Here is an 18,601-nt window from a genome sequence, read left to right on the forward strand (position 1 = left end):
TTTAATCTTGAGTTTTCACATCAATGCGATTGTTTTCATCTAACATCGACGCTTTTGCACGAATTTTGGTTTCTAGCTGAGTTACAAGGTCATTGTTGTCAAAACGTTCTTTTTGACGTTTGCCATCCTCGTAAAACGCGCTTTTTTTGTTGCTTCCCGCCAAACCGAGGTGTGATACCTCAGCTTCACCCGGTCCATTCACTACGCAACCAATGATGGAAACGTCCATCGGGGTAATGATGTCTTCTAGACGCTCTTCCAATGCGTTAACGGTGCCAATGACATCGAATTCTTGTCTTGAACAGCTAGGACACGCAATAAAATTAATGCCACGCGAGCGAATGCGCAGGGATTTAAGAATATCAAAGCCGACCTTGATCTCTTCCACCGGATTGGCCGCCAGAGAAATTCGCAAGGTATCGCCGATTCCTTCCGCAAGCAGCATGCCCAGCCCGACAGCGGATTTTACTGAACCAGCTCGAGCACCACCGGCTTCGGTAATACCTAAGTGCAGAGGCTGATCGATCTGCTTAGCCAGTAGTCGATACGAATCCACAGCCAAGAACACATCGGAGGCCTTAACACTGACTTTGAATTGCTCGAAGTTCAGACGATCTAAGATATCTACATGACGCATGGCCGATTCAACCAGCGCTTCTGGAGTTGGCTCACCGTATTTGACTTGCAGATCTTTTTCGAGTGAACCGCCATTCACACCAATGCGAATGGGGATGTTTTTGTCGCGCGCACAGTCTACAACTGAACGAATGCGTTCTTCGTTACCAATGTTGCCTGGGTTAATACGCAAACAATCGACACCGTATTCGGCGACTTTTAACGCGATGCGATAGTCAAAATGAATATCCGCCACTAAGGGGACTTTCACTTGCTGCTTGATTTGCTTAAACGCCTCTGCAGCATCCATTGTCGGTACAGACACACGAACGATATCGGCTCCGACCGTTTCTAAAGCACGTATTTGAGCCACCGTTGCTTCAACATCGGTGGTACGTGTATTGGTCATAGATTGGACTGCGATGGGCGCACCATCACCAACCGGTACATCGCCCACGTAAATACGTGTCGAGGGGCGACGTTTAATAGGAGATTCGTATTGCATAGTAAGGTTTGATGTCTGCTTTACGTCTAACGTAAGGTAAATCGAGCTACTTTACCGGAAGTATACCCAGAAAGGTCGACAGGTTCACTCGCAAATGTCATCGAAACATTTTGTGGCGCGCCTAACACGACTTTGTAAGGCAATGCACCTTGAAGCTCCAATGTTGCACCAGCCGTTTTTACTCCAGTTGCCAAGGTCTTACCATTGGCATCTTTCACTTCAATCCAGCAATCGTCTTGGAAGTTCATTTCAATTAAATTCGCGATAGCTTTCGCGACAGGTTGATTGGTCGCTGCGGTATCTTCTATTGAGGAGGTATCACGCTCGGTTTGTTCGGGATTGCTGATGTCACCTGGAGTATTGGAAGCTGCGACTACAGCTTCGGTCGATTGAATAGATGAATCCGTGTTGCTAGTAGCATTAGTCTCTACAACTGTACTGGCAGTCTCTGTATTTTTGACATCTGTACTGGTCGCGTCTGACGTTTCCAGGCTAGCCAATGACACATCTTCTTGCTCAGAAGTCACCGCCACTGCTATTTCATTCGTTGTACTTGATGCTTGTTTGAGTACCGGAACAGGCTGATCTTCCGTCAAAGAAATATTGCTTTCTTGCTGTTGAGAAGAGAACTCGGTGGAGACCAAGACATCAGAATCTTTGTTTTGAATCCACCACACCGAAGAGATACCGATAATTACGGCAAAGATGCCGACAGTGAGTACCATTATACGAGTGTCATGCTTTTCACGTGAAGTTTGTTTGGAAAAACTTTGCAGCTTTTGCTCCGGACTTTCAGAGGGCTCAGAAGGAACAAACAGTTTCAGGACATCATCTTGCGGGATTCCCACCGCTTTGGCGTAAGAACGCAAATACCCTTTGGTGAAAGTATCGACTTGCCCTAACTCGTACTGATTATTTTCAATACTTTGTATGATAGTGAGACGAAGTCTTAATCGGTCGGCGATTTCACGTTGTGAAAGCCCTAGTTGCTCACGCTTTTGTTTGAGTAGAGTGCCTGGCTGCAAAGTTTCAAACGCTTGAAACTCCTCAGCTTGTTGTCGTTGTTCAGTTGTCATACATCGCTGTCTCGTTGATTCAACCACTGCGCTTTAATTTTTGATTGTTGGTAGCGTCGAGTTGTTGATTTTTTCTCGTGTTGTCAGCAAACAGAAACAAGAAAATACAAATAAAGTGCTATTGTTTGATTAGCTTTAGTGATTGGACGTCAAATAGCCGCTTAGGTTCCATAATTCATTTCAACCCATCAACCCGGCATCGCTCAAACTAGCTTCAGGTTAGCAATAGCGTTTTTTCCATTCTAATCGATAGTCTTTATTAAACAACCTGCTCCGGCGGGATAAACCGAGCTGATTGCAATGTTTTTGTAAGAAGTCACAACTTATCGACCTGATCGTGGTTCGATCTTGGCCTAAAAATGCAAAAACCGGAGCATTGAGCTCCGGTTTGGTTGTACTGGTTTGCAGTTAAGATTGCACTTGAACCGGAATCGCTTCACCTTTTGCTGCCGCAAGGGCTTGAGTGCGTTTGGTTCTATCGATAACATCGCCAACCAACTGACCACATGCTGCATCAATATCATCACCACGTGTTTTACGTGTTGTCACAGTAAGGCCGTGGTGCATCAACGCTTTCTGGAAACGGTCAATACGCGAATTACTTGGCTTTTTATAAGGTGAACCCGGGTAAGGGTTAAACGGAATCAAATTGATTTTACAAGGTGTGTCCTTCATCAATTCCGCCAATTCATGGGCGTGCTCAGTGCCGTCATTTACGTGGTCAAGTAACACGTATTCCACTGTCACTTTGCCACGGTTAGCGTTTGATGAGGCGATGTAGCGACGAACAGAAGCCAAGAAATCTTGGATGTCCCATCTGTCGTTGATAGGCATAATCTCGCTGCGCAGTTTGTCGTTTGGAGCATGCAGTGAAATGGCCAAAGCGACATCGATAGTACCTGTCATTTGGTCCAAACCTGATACAACACCTGAGGTCGAAACCGTAACGCGGCGCTTAGAGAGGCCAAAGCCTAAATCATCCAACATGAGCTCTAACGCTGGGATCAGGTTTTTCATGTTGAGTAATGGCTCACCCATCCCCATCATCACGACATTGGTAATCGGGCGACGACCTGTTTCTTTTTCCAAGCCGATTTCACGTGCTGCGCGCCATACCTGACCGATAATTTCCGATACTTTTAGGTTGCGGTTAAACCCTTGCTGAGCGGTTGAGCAAAATTTGCATTCCAACGCACAGCCAACTTGGGATGAGACACACAAAGTCGCGCGATCATCTTCAGGAATATATACCGTCTCTACGTCTTGGTTACCAACACGCATCGCCCACTTAATGGTGCCATCGGATGAATGCTGAGCATCAGATACGACGGGAGCAAGCACTTCACATCGGTGCTTTAGCTTTTCGCGAAGCTTTTTGTTGATGTTGTTCATCTTGTCAAAGTCATCGACGCCAAAGTGGTAAATCCACTTCATGACTTGCTCGGCGCGAAACGCTTTTTCACCCAATTCTTCGGCGAAAAACTGGCGCATTCCTTTGCGATCAAAATCAAGGAGATTCACTTTAGTTGAGCTCATAGGACCTCACGAGTATTAGACAAGATTTAAGGGCGCGAATTGTACAGCCTTTGCGCGCCTGCAACAAGGAAAACAAGCCCCCACAAAAAGTAGCTTATTCAGGAATAAGAAACAGTAAATTGAGATTAGCTGGCTAAGGTTTTGTTTAATTCAGCAATAATCGCATAAACGCCATTACTGCGTGATTCACTAAGGTGTTTAAGTAGTGCCAATTTTTCAAAATACTGGTGCCAATCAAAACCCGCCAACTCCGTTTTATTCTTGCCATTCGCTGCAGCTTGAATAATGGCAATCAAGCCTCGCACAATGCGAGCATCAGAGTCGGCGTGAATGGTTATTGTGTCGTCACGCTCTTCTAGGTAAAACCAAACCTGACTTTCACACCCTGTCACCTTAACCTGATCTTGCTTTAACGAATCGGCCATCTTAGGCAGCTCTTTGCCCCATACGATAACTTGTCGGTACTTATCTTCCCAGCCATTGAGATTAGACATAGTATCAATCACATCAAATTCTGAGATTTCGGAACCAAATGGTGACATTTCTGCGCTGATCATTGTATTACCTGTCCCACTTAAGATTTTGATGACGCTGCGTGCTTGGCAATCAGCTTATCGATGATCCGCGCGACCGCGACAAAGGCAAAACTGGCCGTGACCACAGTTGACGCACCAAAACCACTGGCGCAGTCCATTCGTTTTGGTCCTTCAGCACTGGACTTCACAGCGCACACACTGCCATCGGACTGCGGGTACTTAAGCTGTTCAGTTGAGAACACACACTCCACACCAAACTTGCGTTGCGGGTTTTTAGGAAAGTTGTGAAAACGACGAAGGTTGTCTTTTAGCTTTTTGGCTAGTGGATCTTGGATCGTTTTGGTTAAATCTGCGACCTTAATTTGAGTCGGATCCGTTTGTCCACCAGCCCCGCCCACAGTAATCACTTTGATTTTATTGCTGCGGCAGTAAGCCACTAACGCCGCTTTGGCTTTAATACTGTCGATAGCATCCAAAACGTAATCAAACTCTTTGCTTAAATATTGGTGTTGATTACTGTCGCTAATAAAGTCATCGATGACGTTGACCTTACAGTCAGGATTAATCAGCTGGATACGCTGCGCCATGACTTCCGCTTTGCTTTCGCCAACGGTTCCGGTCAATGCGTGGATCTGTCTATTGATATTAGTAACACAAACGTCATCCATATCGATAAGCGTGATTTCACCAATACCACTGCGAGCTAACGCTTCTGCCGCCCAAGAGCCCACACCACCAATTCCGATCACACAGACATGCGCAGCCCTTAATACCTCAGACTCATCTTGACCATATAAGCGACGGATACCGCCAAATCTCTGCTGATAGGAGTCAGAAGCCGGTTCATTTAATTCACGCATGTCACACCTTGTTCGGCTCAAAAAGAAAGAGTGCGATTTATACGCACTCTTTGTAAAAATGTCTACTGATTCGCTTTGTCTTCTTTAGGAGGAATTATCCAAGGGTCTTTAGTAACCGATGCCTCTAATCCGAGCTTCCATACTCGGCCAAAGTGTTTGTAATGCCCCGCCTCAGTTCCAGCTCTGGCGCCGATGCCATGGTAGAGGTCTAGGTGATTCTGCTTAACCGCTCCGCCCGTGTCCAAGACCAGTAACAGACGTAACTGATGAGCACCGCTCCACGTACCATCTGCATTCAACAAAGGGACTTCTGCAAGGATAGGTGTACCCATTGGAAAGATATCGCGATCGCCAGCGACGGAAGCCATTGGTAATAAAGGTATACCCGCTGTTCCGGTTACGGGCGCGGCCATTCTCGGCTCAAAAAATACAAACGAGGTGTTTTGTTCAAGTAGCTCGCGTACGGTCGCTTCATCGTTAGCCATCACCCATTCTTCAATGGCCTTTAATGACATTTTTTCACGCGGTACTTCGCCACGCTCGATGAGCACTTTACCGATACTGACATACGCATGATTGTTTTTTCCTGCATACGCAAAGTACTCCAGCGTGTCATCATCTTCAAAGTGAACATAACCGCTACCTTGCACTTCCATAATGAATGGATCGATCAAATTCCGCGCATAACCCAACTCCAGGCCTAAACCATCAAGCGCTCCGTTATAGATTTCCGCACGAGTCGGACATTCAGTTTCACAATTTGGCAGTGCGTAGACTGGGTACTTGAACTCACTATCGGCTTCATGGCGCAGTTCCATCACAGGTGAAAAATAACCCGTAAACAACACATTGCCTTTTTGATCACCCCCAGCCAGCTGACCCGCTTGCACGCCATATTGAGATAACTGACTTGGATCGCCACTTTCGGTGACCCATTGCGAGAGCGTCTCATATAGAACTTGGTATCTTAGCGCCATAGAGGGTGAGTTGCTCAACACCAAATTGGCTTGGTCTTCAAATTCTGTAAAGTCTCTTGGTTTATCAGAAACAACAACCGGTGTCTCAACCAAGGGCTGATTGAATTCACCATCTAGGTATTGCTGCGCTCGATCATTAGTCTGTGCACAGCCTGCTGCCAAAAGAATAGTCAGTAAGGAAAGGGATTTTTTTAACACGAAGTTTTCTCTAGTCAGTGACGAAGTGGTTATAAAGCGTATTTTTTTAAAACTTAATAACAAGACGTTACTTGGCTCTAGAGATTAGCGCAACTGCTCTTTGAACTTTGACTGTAATCGGAAGATAGGTTGATAACTTGATCCCGAAATTCGCTTCATTTCGGAATACTCTTCATTGAGAAATTGGTATTCGATGACTTGATCACCCAGCTGATACTCCAATGTATCACCATCAAAGTAGAACTGAGTATCAACGACTCCACCCTCTATTACCACACCATTTTTGGTCAATTCGATATGCTCAGCCGCATAAGCCGCAACATTTTGCTCAACCCAAACACCGTACACCAAATGATCAGGAGCGTTGAGTTTTTTTACCCGATAATAAAGTTCACCAGAAATACTGATAAGAAGTATGGTGACTGCTGCTGCAAATAAAATGAGTAGGCGTTCAATTAGGCGTTTTTGTTTACTGGTTTGCGCCATCTAGCATCTCGCAAATAGCCTTGATGCCAACTAAATTCGGCATCAATAGGAATAAACTGTAAACAAAGGTTAGCGGAAAATGCCCAGCAACACTACTGGGCACCTAATTTAATTGCTCTCGATTACCGAATCTGAATCAATTAATGACGCTTTTTGCTCGCGATTTAACCAAGCCGTTAACATCAGCAGAGCTAGCGATGCCACGCCACCGGCTAGGCACAAAACAAATGAGAATTGATAAGAATAGAATTCAGCCGCCACGCCAATGGCAACACTCGCGACCAAGATGCCTACCTGAATAATGTTAGCGAACAAAGTTGAAGCAACACCTAGTTGGTCTTTCATCATATCTTGCAGTGCAACCATTCCCAACGTAGCAGTTACACCAATAAAGATACCGTTGAAAATTTGGAACGCTAATATGTGCCAAGCGTTTTGTGCCAAAAGTAAACCAAGGTAAAAAACACAAGCGGACGCGATGGCCAATATCATAGACTTTTGAGCACCAACTTTAGTTGCTATCCACCCAGCGCCTAGCATTAGTGGGATTTCGAAGAATGCGGCGGCACCTAAAAATATACCTGGCCAAGTATCATTCAGCCCCATCTCAAAGGTGGCAAACAAAGGCATAGACTTGATGTACAAATCGTTAGCACTAAACGCCATTAATAACGCCAAGCAATAAAGAACCACCTCAGGTCGACGATACCAAGCAACCGAACCTGTCTCATTTTCATTGTCTCCTTCTGGCTTACTGCTAGGCCTAACTTTGGCGTCAGGTAATGCAAAAGCAATGATCGACATAGTCAAAACGCAAATTAATGCGGCTAGTAAATATGTACCGCCAAAACCAATACTGCCTTTTAATGAAAAGGCAATTGGAGGCCCGACAACCCAAGCTATAGCCATTCCCGCTCTAAGCGTCGAGATAAAGGTTGTAGCACTGTCACCTAGATGCTCATCCGCAAATTCACGTCCAAGAGCAAAAATCTGTCCAAAAATTGCGCCGGAAACACTGCCCAACACTATGGATAGCACCAATATTGCGTAAAAATCACGAATAAAAGCAAAGCAAATCACCAAAGTGATATAACACAAACCGGCATACACGATGATTTTTTTGCGGCTCCAACCTCGATCTGACCGAATAGCAATATAGTGCGATACCACAACAGCGCTGATCACTGAAAGAATCAAGTACGCACTTAGCATAGTCGGTGTTGCCCCAAGCTCTTCTATTAGAAAGAGAGTCGCTAAAGGGTGAAATAATGCGCCACACATTCCAAGAGATAGTGTCGACAACATAAATACAGTTGCTGTTCGATTTGAAAACACATCGTCTCCTTTCAATTACTTACGCTCAAACGACTTAAATGGGTCGATTTTCATTGATCCGCTTGTCGCTTAAGCGCTGACAAACACGCTTGTTTGCCTTAGTGAAGAAAGTATATGTCCGAGCAATTTGTTGATGTGGTATTTGTGACGCTCAAACTAATACATATCCATCTTTTGAAATCATTATTTGTAAGTAAAATACAACTATTACTTACAAATCAGACTAAAAACCGAATCACAAAACCAGTTAAACACATGAATTTAATAAAAATAAAACCAAAAAAACCAAAACCAATACAACACACCCAAGCATTGATACTATTTGGTCACTTTTTTTCTTAATGTGACAATCAAAGTACATTTTAAGGCATTATAAATTCGTCGAATGATGGTAAAGCGGCTTTTAAAGCAAACAAAAGCAACGCTAAACAAGTACTACCAGAGGGAGGAATTGTATGCGCCCACTAATTCAACAAGTTTCCAACGAGGCTGATTTTAATTGGCAAGTGGCCGAATACAGCTGTAACAAGGCAAAAGATGGGTGCCTATGCCCATGGCACTACCATTGTGAATATGAATTGGTCTTGTATCGTGGAAAAAATGATACTTTTGAAGGCAATTACTTCGCAGGCGATTTCATCGGGAATGTCACACATAATACGTGCGCATTATACGGACCAGGCCTGCCTCATATGGTTTCTGGAAGAATTCGAGGCACAGAGCAAGAACCTCATGAAACCATCGTACTTTGGTTCACGCAAGAATGGGTTGATAGCATTATTGAAATGGCACCTGAGTTTGTGCACCTCAAGTCCAAGCTTGCGCGATCTGGACAAGGGGTATTGTTCAGTCCTGAAACTGGTGAAAAAATCTATCAGCTATTAAGTAAAAGTCAGAATTCCCCGAGGCATATTCAGCTTATTAAAGTAATGGAATGTTTGGTGGTCATGGCTGAAGATATGACCACCAAAACCCTGTCAGCGTCGAACTACTCTATCCAACAAAATTCTAATGAAGACCCTTCGTTTACCCGAGTAAACGCAGCTCGCAAGTTTATTGAATCTAACTATCAAAAACCGCTGAAAGTGAAAGATTTTTGCGACACGTTACACATGAGTGAAAGCTCGGCTTATCGATTGTTTGAGAAACATTTCAAACAGAGTTTTTCTGAGCACTTAAAAAGTTTTCGCATCGGTAAAGCGTGTGAGCTACTGGTTAATACACAGGTACCTATCGCGTTGGTGGCAGAGAAAGCGGGCTTTAACAACTTATCCAACTTTAATCGTCAGTTTAAAGATCAAAAAAGTATGACGCCCTCTCAGTTTAGGTCTCAGTTTGCTAGCTAAGGCTACAAAACTTATTCAGATGGCTCACTTAACCTTTATGGTCACACTCAAAACTTGAGTGTGACTTACCTCTCTTTTTAAACATCTACTTAACAATTGGCGCATTTAAACTTTTTAGCTAGATCTCATCACTAGGCTTTTTCTCAGTTATAAAACTGCTTTTATAACCTCAAAATTAAAAAGGACTTTTTCCCACATACTGAATGACTATCAATTACTCACAAATGAGAATTAATGTCATTTAAACCTTAGTACCAGTGCCAAGATATGTTAAACAAGTAGCGAGCTTTTCACCTGTGTTCTAACTTGAAAAAGCTAGGTGACACACTAATTGCGAAAGATCTGTTCAGAAAAAACAAAAATCAGTCTGACGGAAATTCGCCACGGAGGGGTTATGCTCAATAACATGTCAATTGGCCGAAAACTCTCATTAGGTTTCGGTATCGTAGTGGCTTTGATGCTAGGTGCATCAACAGTTTCATTTAACAGTCTAACAGGGGCAGCGGACGGCTTTGCTGAATATAGAGGACTTGCCAGAGACACTAACTTAGCAGGCAGAATGCAGGCCAATTTATTGTTAGTCAGAATGGCGGTAAAAAATTACCTTATCAGCCCCGAACCCGCCACGTTAGATACTTACCAGCAAAGGCTGAGTAAACTAGAAGGTTTTATCGATACCGCTCGAACTGAAATTCAAAAGCCTGAACGAGCTGAAATAATGCGGGCAACGATTCCACTGGTCGACGAATACAAACAAACTTTTTCCAAAGTGAGCGCTCTAGTTAGAGAGGAAGAAGATATCGTAAAAAATGTGCTCGATCAGAATGGTCCTGTGATGAGAAAAGCGATTACCGAGATTCGTAATATTGCCAGTCAAAATAACGATGTGGTACTTGCCGATATCGCGGGTGATTTACAAGAAGCGCTTTTACTTGGTCGCTTGTATATACTCAAATTTTATACTCATCACAAAGAAACCGACTTTCAATTTGCTATGCAGCAACTTGAAACAAACCTTACCACCTCTTTGAAGGAGCTAGAGCAAGGCCCTTGGGATGTAAGTTCTCAGCTAAGCAACTTTTTATCTGCTCGCACTGCCTATGTAGAAGGTTCTCATCAGATCCATAAAATGGTCGTTGAACAAGATAATCTAGTTAACAATGTTCTGGATGTTGAAGGGCCAAAAATTGCCGACAATTTTGAGCAGGTAAAACTGAGTGTGATGAGTGATCAGGACCTGCTTGGTCCTATGCTGCAATCTCAAAACACCTCCGCAAAAACTCTGCTTGCTTCCTTGTCGATCGTTGCCATCATACTTTGCGCAGTAGCGGCATTTTGGTTAACAACTCACTGTAAAAAGCGGATTCAACAAGCCAACTTAATAGCCAATACGATTGCTTCTGGCGATTTAAACATCGAGGTCAAAGACAGCGGAAATGACGAAATAGGTCAACTGCTGACCTCACTTAAGAATACGGCTGACAGCCTAAAAACCATGGTGAATGAGATTATCTCTGCGAGCGGTGAAATGGGAGCTTCAGCGCAACGACTGGTGGCAGTCTCAGAGCAAGCCAAAACTGGTGCATCTTCGCAACAACAAGAAACTGACCAAGTGGCAACGGCTATTAACCAGATGACCGCCTCAGCTCAAGAGGTTGCCGTAAGTGTGGGGCGTGTGCGTGATTCCGCTGGTGCGGCTAATGATCAAATTCATCAAGGTTTAGGAGTCGTCCAACAAAGCACGGATAAAATTCGGAGCTTGGCAGAAAATGTTTCTTCATCGACCAATACGATCAAGGCACTGCAAGCTGAGAGCGTCAATATTGGTGGTATCTTGGATGTGATTCGCGGCATTGCCGAACAAACCAATCTATTGGCACTGAATGCGGCGATTGAATCTGCTCGAGCAGGTGAACAGGGACGCGGGTTTGCCGTGGTTGCCGATGAAGTGAGATCACTTGCGAAACGGACTCAGGACTCAACCAGCGAAATTAATGTCATGATCGAAAAGCTGCAATCTCAAGCGGATACTGCCATGACGGCGATGGAACAAGGCCAAGATATTGCGGAAGATTGTGTCCAGCTTTCATCCGAAGTGTCCACCGTGTTAAGCAACATCAGCGAGTCAGTGAGTGTTATCAATGATATGACAGTGCAGATCGCCGCAGCGGCAGAAGAGCAAAGTATGGTGGCTGAAGATATAAATCGTAGTGTGATTAATGTTCGTCAAACTACGGAAGAAAATGCAGCTTCCGTAGAAGAAACCTTTAATACCAGTTATTCACTCAATGATGTATCCATTGGGCTGCAAAACTTGGTTGGAAAATTTAAGTTGGCGTAGCGCTTTCATTTAACCTAAAAAACAAAGCCCTCAACCTTCATTGAGGGCTTTGTACTTTCACGAAAGCCATGAGTTACTCGACACTAGGCACAAGCTTTCTGTTCAGCACTGAATTGAGTTTTGTTTATTTTCTGCAGTGATTTTGGCAAAGCAGGGAGTACCGCATTGTTGAGTTTTTGTCCCATTTCACTGGTCCATGGCTCACTGCTGCATGCTTCACGCGTCTCGACAATTTTACCACCATCAAGAACGACAACTTGCTGACAGAATAGATCAACCAACCTCAAGTCATGCGTGACCAACAAAAAAGCGGTTCCCTGTTCCTTTTGAATCTTTTTCAACAGCGCAATCATTTGTTGCTGAAGAACCAAATCTAAGCTTGATAGTGATTCGTCTAGCGCGATCAGTTTAGGCCTCGCAGCGAGTGCTCGAGCAATACCAACGCGCTGAAGTTGTCCACCACTTAACTGGCCGGCTTTTCGTTTTAGCACATCTTGTGGCAAGCCAACTTGTTCGATTAACAATTCAGATTCTTGCTCGATATCCTGCTTGTCGAGCTTTCTCAAATAACGCAGCGGCTCAACCAAAATTTCAGCAATCGTCTGCCTTGGATTCACAGCAGAAATGGCATCTTGAAAAACAAGTTGTACATCCTGTCGATATGCCTGCCAGTCTTGCTTAGTAAAACTGGATAACGCTCGACCATTCCACAACACATCGCCGGAAGTGGACGGCTCCAAACCCAAAATCAATCGACACAAGGTACTCTTGCCACTACCACTTGCTCCAACAAGTGCAACAGACTGACCAGGCGCAATGGTTAGATTAATATCGGTGAGAACTTGTTTTTTTGGCTGTTTTCGAAACAACAGACCTGATTGATAGACTTTTTCAAGATGTTGAACTTGTATGAAATTAGCCATTTGCCACCTCCGGGTAGAGAGATAAATGCGCCGCTAACAAAGCTACGGTCTGCGCGTGCTTAGGTTCACTAAAGATTTGCTCTACGGTACCTCGTTCAACAATTTCACCATCAACCATAATGGCTACTTCATCTGCTAATCGAGCAACCACACCAAAGTCATGAGTCACTAGCAGTACACCTAAATCTCGTTCTTTACTGATCTGCTCTAATCGATTCAAGATGTGGGATTGAACCACTAAATCAAGATCAGTAGTGGGTTCATCCGCAATCAATAATGGAGCCTTGCTGACCAAAGCCAGCGCCAACATCATTCTCTGCAGCATGCCGCCGCTCAATTGGAACGGGTAAAGCAATAACACGTCTTCACAATCTGATAATCCCGCATCTTGCATTGCAAGAATCAGTTTAGATTCATCATAATCTTGACCACTAGCGATCATGGTTTCCCGACCGTGCTTGCGCATTGTCTGAAGTGGGTTAAAGGCACTTGAAGGGTTTTGCATGATACAAGCGAGCTTTCTGCCACGCAGTTTTTCCGCTTGAGCAAGTTCACCATCAAGACGCAATTCTCCGTTCCAACTCAACCCAGATGGAAGCAGATCCAATATAGATGAACAAGTTACCGACTTACCAGAACCGCTGGCTCCAACCAGAGCTAATGTTTTGCCTGTCTCTATGGTCAAATTCAGGTCTTTGACCAAACTGGTTTGCTTGCCCTTACTCTCAACACAGACGTTTAGATTTTGCATTTCTAACTTCATTAGTGATGCTCCAAGTTCGGGTCTAGTTGGTCTCTCATCGCGTCACCCAATAAGTTAAAGGCCAAAACACTAATTAAGATTGCCAGTCCCGGTAATATCACCAACATTGGGTTCGACCAAATAAACTGCCTTGCATCGTTGATCATCACTCCCCATTCTGGAGTGGGAGAAGCGACCCCTAAGCCCAAGAAACTCAAACCAGATACATGCAGCATGACATGGCCAATGTCTAGAGTCGCTAGAACAATTAATTGAACCATTATGTTGGGAAGAATGTGGACGCGAAAACGAGCCAACGCAGGCACACCGGCGAGTTTTGCGGCTCTCAAGTAATCACTGTGTCTTACTGTAAGCACCAAACTTCGAGAGATACGCGCGTACCAAGCCCAGTGGGTTATCGCGATGGCGATGATGACATTGGTCATCCCCGTTCCCAGCAATGCCACCATAAACAGCGCAAGTACCACAGTTGGAAACGTCATAAAGACATCACAAACTCGCATGATTACTTGGTCAATACGACCACCAGCAAACCCGGCCAAACCGCCAAGCCCTACACCAATTATCAACATTAAACTTAACGTGGCGAACACTGCACCCAATGAAATAGATGCTGCGGAAACAAGACGTGAGAATAAATCTCTTCCTAAATGATCAGTCCCAAGCCAATGTTCTGCACTAATACCTTGCAAGCGCATTTCTAAATTAATGGCCGTGGGATCATGCGTCGCTATCCACGGGGAAAACACCGCTGTAATCAATAAAACAGCAAGCACCACGGCCCCAAGAATGGCACTGATAGAGTTGTTTTTTGTTAACATTCAGCAGCCTCCAAGCGAATTCTCGGATCCAACCAAGCGTAAAGAATATCGATGACTAGATTACAGACGATAAAAATTGTGGTCATTAATAACGTAAAACATTGAATAATCGGGTAATCATTATTGCTGATTGCAGTAATCGCATATCGGCCGACGCCCGGCCAGCTAAAGATACTTTCCACAACCAGAGAGCCGCCTATCAACTCACCAATATGCATTCCTGCAGCGGTAACCATAGGAAGCAAGCTGTTTCTAAGTACATGGTTTCGTTCTACCTTTCCTTTGGATATTCCACGAATTCGCGCATACCTTACGTGCCTTTGCCCGGACACTTCTAACATGCTCGCTCTTAATAAGCGGGCATTAATACACAGCGACATAAACGCAATGGCGACAGCGGGCATAAGCATGTGTGATAAGCCGCCATAACCCATTGGTGGAAGCCACCTTAAGTGTATGGAAAACAAAAGGACCAACAAGAAACCTAACCAAAAATTAGGGATAGAAACGCCAATAAAAGCCAAGCCACGAATCGTAAAATCTGGCCATTTATCGCGATAACGCGCTGCCCATACCGCCAATGGAATAGACAGTACTAACGTAATTAATAATGCAAATGACGCGAGCTTTAACGTAGCGGGTAAATAGTAAAGAAGGTCATCAAGAACAGGTCTCCCTGTCATGTAAGACGTGCCAAAGTCCAATCGAATCGCATCAGAGAACCAGTTAAAATATTGTTCCCATAGCGGTAGGTCTAAGCCCAGTGCTTTTTCCGCTTCGGCAATCGCTTGATCGGTCAAAGGAATATCTGAGGCTCGTAAATAGGCTAAAGCGGGTTCGGCCCCACTTAACCTCAAAAATAGAAAAATGACTAACGAAACCGCCCAAAGCAAAGGTATAAGTAGCAATAAACGGCGAATAATGTACGACAACATGGAGTTGTTTCCCAAAACAATCCAGCGATAGCATAGCGAGTACCGCTAAAAACTATCGCTGGATGTACTAGTTAATTACTGACTAAATTGGTCGAACGGGAAGTCAAAGACAGTTTGACCCATTGTGAGTTTGCCGAGTTTAGGTTTAACAACACCTGTTACTCGCTGATAGGTAATTGGCAGGTATACCGCTTCATCATGCAGTGTCGTTAACACGTCTTTGTACAATTCCGCACGTTGCTGTTCGGAAGTGGTACTTAAGATCTGATCGATATTTTTATCGATCTCTTTTTTCATCGAGAGACCGGCCTGTGCCATGTAATCAGCGTGTGAAGGACGACGCATGCCACTCATAAACGTATGCGGATCGTACGGAGTGCCCCAGGTGTTATTGAATATCAAATCAAATTCACCGCCTTTTTGACGCTTATAGAAACGACTGCGCTCTTCCGCCTGTAGGTTAAGCTTGATTCCAACTTCTTTTAAGTTAGCTTGCAGTACTTCCGCAATGGCTTTTTGGCTTGCATCGTGCCCGTGGTACACAAGCGCCACTTCTAGCTTTTCGCCATTTTTAGTACGGTAAGTTTCACCTTTTTCTAATTGCCACTGAGCTTGCTCAAGCAGTTGTACAGCTTTGGTCTTGCTATAGTTGAACTGAGTTAACGGGATATTGGAATACGGTAAGTTTTTAGCAAACAAAGCGTATGCTGGCGTTTCGGTTCCGTAGAAAATGCCTTTAGAAATGGCTTCTCGGTTCAGAGCGTAGTTAATCGCCAAACGAACGTTCTTTTCTTGAGTTGCAGAACGAGCAGTATTCATCGCGATGAGACGCGTAGCAATTGGATCAGACAGATTAGTTTCAAGATCTGGACGCTTGGTGAACTGATCAAAGGTATCTGGAGAAATTTGGCCACCCAAACCATAGATCATATTGATAGCACCACTCTCAAACGCTAAAGCTCGTGCATTAGGATCGGCAATAACAGCGACATCAACCGTTTTATATTGAGGTTTCTCACCCCAGTAGTATGGGTTTTGGACGAAAACATCTTTAACCCCAAGAACCGATTCTTTTAGCATCCACGGCCCGGTACCAACAGGCTCTTTGATCCCCTGACCGGTATGTCCCTCTTTTGGCATTGCGGAAGGCGCCATAAATCGAACCGGGCGTACTAAAGTGAGTTCTTGCAACGTGGGGTAATACGACGACTTAAGGTTCAGATCGACGACAAACTCACTGACCACTTCAATGGTATCCATCTGGTTGATAAGCTCTAACCAACGATGTTTGTCAATATTTGCCAGTACCTGTTCAAAGTTAGCTTTTACCGCAGCGGCATTAAAAGTCTCACCATTTGAGAACTTTACATCTTCGCGAAGGGTAAATCGGTAGCGCTTGCCATCTTCAGAAATTTCCCAAGATTTAGCCAACCAAGGTTGCAGTTCCCCACCTTCGGCATAACGCACCAATGGCTCATAAATCATAGCCTGTGCATACATTTGGTTAGGTGATGTTTGGTGAGGATTTAATGGACCAGCGTTCACTGTCCAAGAGAATTTTATATCTTCAGCAAAGGTTTGTGGAGCTGCTAGCAACGCGCCAGAGAGCACGGTTGCTGTCAGCATAAGTGACTTTATTCGTTTCATTTCTCGACTCATCAAATTGTTATAACATACCAGTTGAGAGTCATTATCATTTAATTTAAATTGCTGTCAAACATAAATTCTTACAATCTCAATTAACTAGAGATGGATTCAAATTAACCATTGCCACAAACAATCAATTTACTGAATGTATTTAGCTTAGATTTCACGCAAAGCTAGATGAGTAGCAAACCAAATTTTTGTACTTGATTTAGTATTTTTATACGTTGCATTAATCAGCATAAAATTGCATTATTATTGTATATAAATTCATTTATTGGTTTTTGTTGTGAAGATTCGTAATACTGCCTTAGTCGCTGGGTTTCGTCAGTCAGCTCCCTATGTCAATGCCCACCGTGGTAAAACCATGGTTTGTATGTTGGGCGGTGAAGCTTTTGCCAACGGAAACTTCGCTAATATCATTAGTGATTTATCTCTTCTTCATAGCCTTGGTGTTCGCATCGTTTTGGTTCATGGTGCTCGCCCTCAGATCAACCACTTGCTTAACTTGCAAGACCTTGAAACCCCTTACCACAAAGGTATCCGCGTAACCGATGAGAAAGCGCTATCCGCCGCAATGCAGGCAGCCGGACAGCTCCAACTTGCCATTACCGCGCAGCTTTCTATGAGTCTTAACAACACACCCATGGCTGGGACTAAACTCAATGTAGTGAGTGGCAACTTTCTGATCGCTCAGCCGCTGGGTGTTGAAGATGGCGTAGACTATTGCCACAGTGGCCGAATCCGCCGAATCGACATCGAGGGGATTAATCGCGTCTTAGATCAGGAATCCATCGTTCTGTTAGGGCCAATTGCCAGCTCCGTCACTGGAGAGTGTTTCAATTTACTTTCCGAAGAAGTCGCAACTAAAGTCGCTATCAAGCTAAATGCCGATAAGCTGATCGGTTTTTGCTCAGAGCAAGGTATTCTCGATAGTGAAGGACGAGTCATTGCAGAGCTATTTCCTCATGAAGCTGACCAGATCCTAAACACATTGGAACAAAGCCACTCGCAAGAGCACTCATCGGGAACACTGAGATTCTTACGGGCTGCAACTGCCGCCTGTCAGGCTGGAGTTCCTCGTAGTCACCTCGTGAGTTATAAGGAAGATGGAGCTTTGATTCAGGAACTGTTTTCACGTGATGGTATAGGAACTCAGATCGTTAAAGACAGTGCCGAGCAAGTTAGGCAAGCCAACATCGACGACATCGGCGGGATATTAGAGCTGATTTCGCCTCTAGAAGCAGAAGGAGTGTTGGTTCGTCGATCCCGAGAACAACTCGAGCAAGAAATCCATAAATTCACCATCATTGAAAAAGATCGTTTGATCATTGGTTGCGCTGCACTATACGAATTTACTGAAAGCAAAATGGCAGAAATGGCTTGTGTCGCTATTCACCCAGATTATCGCGATGGCAACCGCGGCCTTGCCATGCTTGAGCACATTAAACACCAAGCAAAACTCAATGGCATCACCCAGCTGTTTGTTTTAACCACACACAGCTTGCATTGGTTTAGAGAACAAGGCTTTGCTGAAATTCCGATTTCATTATTACCGATGGAAAAACAAACACTTTATAACTATCAAAGAAACTCGAAGATTCTGGCTGTCACAATCTAACACCATGTTTTTTCAATAAATAACTCGTTAACCAGCAGAAAATTGTGAGATATATCTCACAATAAGTTGAGATAATGTGATCT

The 18,601-nt window shown here is 44.2% G+C and carries 16 protein-coding genes; 3 read left to right on the forward strand and 13 right to left on the reverse strand.

Going from position 1 to position 18,601, the window contains the following annotated elements; all coding sequences use genetic code 11:
* Position 1 precedes the first annotated feature (1 nt).
* The 8 genes from ispG to ACXAFJ_RS10290 all read right to left on the reverse strand — a co-directional run bounded on the left by ispG (position 2) and on the right by ACXAFJ_RS10290 (position 8,124).
* On the reverse strand, positions 2-1,120 hold the full coding sequence (gene ispG, locus ACXAFJ_RS10255) for a flavodoxin-dependent (E)-4-hydroxy-3-methylbut-2-enyl-diphosphate synthase (protein ID WP_475323202.1): 1,119 nt from the start codon (positions 1,118-1,120) through the stop codon (positions 2-4).
* 26 nt (positions 1,121-1,146) lie between these two features.
* A complete protein-coding gene (gene rodZ / locus ACXAFJ_RS10260) occupies positions 1,147-2,196 on the reverse strand; it encodes a cytoskeleton protein RodZ (RefSeq protein WP_475323204.1) in 1,050 nt (349 codons plus the stop codon).
* A gap of 408 nt (positions 2,197-2,604) precedes the next feature.
* Positions 2,605-3,732, reverse strand: a complete 1,128-nt coding sequence (gene rlmN, locus ACXAFJ_RS10265) for a dual-specificity RNA methyltransferase RlmN (RefSeq protein WP_475323205.1) — start codon at positions 3,730-3,732, stop codon at positions 2,605-2,607.
* Positions 3,733-3,857: 125 nt separating this feature from the next.
* On the reverse strand, positions 3,858-4,289 hold the full coding sequence (locus ACXAFJ_RS10270) for a SufE family protein (protein ID WP_475323206.1): 432 nt from the start codon (positions 4,287-4,289) through the stop codon (positions 3,858-3,860).
* Between the two features lie 17 nt (positions 4,290-4,306).
* Positions 4,307-5,128 carry a tRNA cyclic N6-threonylcarbamoyladenosine(37) synthase TcdA gene (gene tcdA, locus ACXAFJ_RS10275; protein WP_475323208.1) on the reverse strand — a complete coding sequence of 274 codons (822 nt, stop codon included), beginning with the start codon at positions 5,126-5,128 and terminating at the stop codon, positions 4,307-4,309.
* A gap of 62 nt (positions 5,129-5,190) precedes the next feature.
* Positions 5,191-6,303, reverse strand: coding sequence for a murein transglycosylase A (gene mltA / locus ACXAFJ_RS10280; RefSeq protein WP_475323209.1), 1,113 nt, complete (start codon positions 6,301-6,303; stop codon positions 5,191-5,193).
* An 84-nt stretch (positions 6,304-6,387) separates the two neighbouring features.
* Positions 6,388-6,789, reverse strand: coding sequence for a DUF2850 domain-containing protein (locus tag ACXAFJ_RS10285; RefSeq protein ID WP_475323210.1), 402 nt, complete (start codon positions 6,787-6,789; stop codon positions 6,388-6,390).
* A gap of 108 nt (positions 6,790-6,897) precedes the next feature.
* Positions 6,898-8,124: a sugar efflux transporter gene (locus tag ACXAFJ_RS10290; RefSeq protein WP_475323212.1), complete on the reverse strand. Its 1,227-nt coding sequence runs from the start codon at positions 8,122-8,124 to the stop codon at positions 6,898-6,900.
* 455 nt (positions 8,125-8,579) lie between these two features.
* Between ACXAFJ_RS10290 and ACXAFJ_RS10295 the strand changes: the two genes are divergently transcribed.
* A complete protein-coding gene (locus ACXAFJ_RS10295; RefSeq protein WP_475323213.1) occupies positions 8,580-9,470 on the forward strand; it encodes an AraC family transcriptional regulator in 891 nt (296 codons plus the stop codon).
* Between the two features lie 394 nt (positions 9,471-9,864).
* Complete coding sequence (locus tag ACXAFJ_RS10300; protein WP_475323214.1) at positions 9,865-11,811, forward strand: HAMP domain-containing methyl-accepting chemotaxis protein; 1,947 nt, start codon at positions 9,865-9,867, stop codon at positions 11,809-11,811.
* 83 nt (positions 11,812-11,894) lie between these two features.
* Here ACXAFJ_RS10300 and ACXAFJ_RS10305 read toward each other — a convergent pair whose 3' ends face one another.
* From ACXAFJ_RS10305 to nikA, 5 genes are all read right to left on the reverse strand, one after another.
* Positions 11,895-12,734 (reverse strand): ATP-binding cassette domain-containing protein, encoded by an 840-nt coding sequence (locus ACXAFJ_RS10305; RefSeq protein WP_475323216.1) that lies wholly within the window; start codon positions 12,732-12,734, stop codon positions 11,895-11,897.
* Positions 12,727-13,497, reverse strand: a complete 771-nt coding sequence (locus tag ACXAFJ_RS10310) for an ATP-binding cassette domain-containing protein (protein WP_475323217.1) — start codon at positions 13,495-13,497, stop codon at positions 12,727-12,729. Before ACXAFJ_RS10310 ends, ACXAFJ_RS10305 begins: the two co-directional genes overlap by 8 nt.
* Positions 13,497-14,318, reverse strand: coding sequence for a nickel ABC transporter permease subunit NikC (gene nikC, locus ACXAFJ_RS10315; RefSeq protein ID WP_475323219.1), 822 nt, complete (start codon positions 14,316-14,318; stop codon positions 13,497-13,499). The genes ACXAFJ_RS10310 and nikC overlap by 1 nt, the downstream gene beginning before the upstream one ends.
* A complete protein-coding gene (nikB, locus tag ACXAFJ_RS10320; protein WP_475323221.1) occupies positions 14,312-15,253 on the reverse strand; it encodes a nickel ABC transporter permease subunit NikB in 942 nt (313 codons plus the stop codon). The genes nikC and nikB overlap by 7 nt, the downstream gene beginning before the upstream one ends.
* A 75-nt stretch (positions 15,254-15,328) precedes the next feature.
* On the reverse strand, positions 15,329-16,900 hold the full coding sequence (nikA, locus tag ACXAFJ_RS10325) for a nickel ABC transporter substrate-binding protein (protein ID WP_475323223.1): 1,572 nt from the start codon (positions 16,898-16,900) through the stop codon (positions 15,329-15,331).
* A gap of 286 nt (positions 16,901-17,186) precedes the next feature.
* On the opposite strand from nikA, the gene argA reads away from it, so the two are divergent.
* On the forward strand, positions 17,187-18,518 hold the full coding sequence (gene argA, locus ACXAFJ_RS10330; protein WP_475323225.1) for an amino-acid N-acetyltransferase: 1,332 nt from the start codon (positions 17,187-17,189) through the stop codon (positions 18,516-18,518).
* The last annotated feature ends 83 nt before the right edge of the window (positions 18,519-18,601 follow it).

It is taken from the genome of Vibrio sp. ABH4_348 (assembly GCF_056159765.1).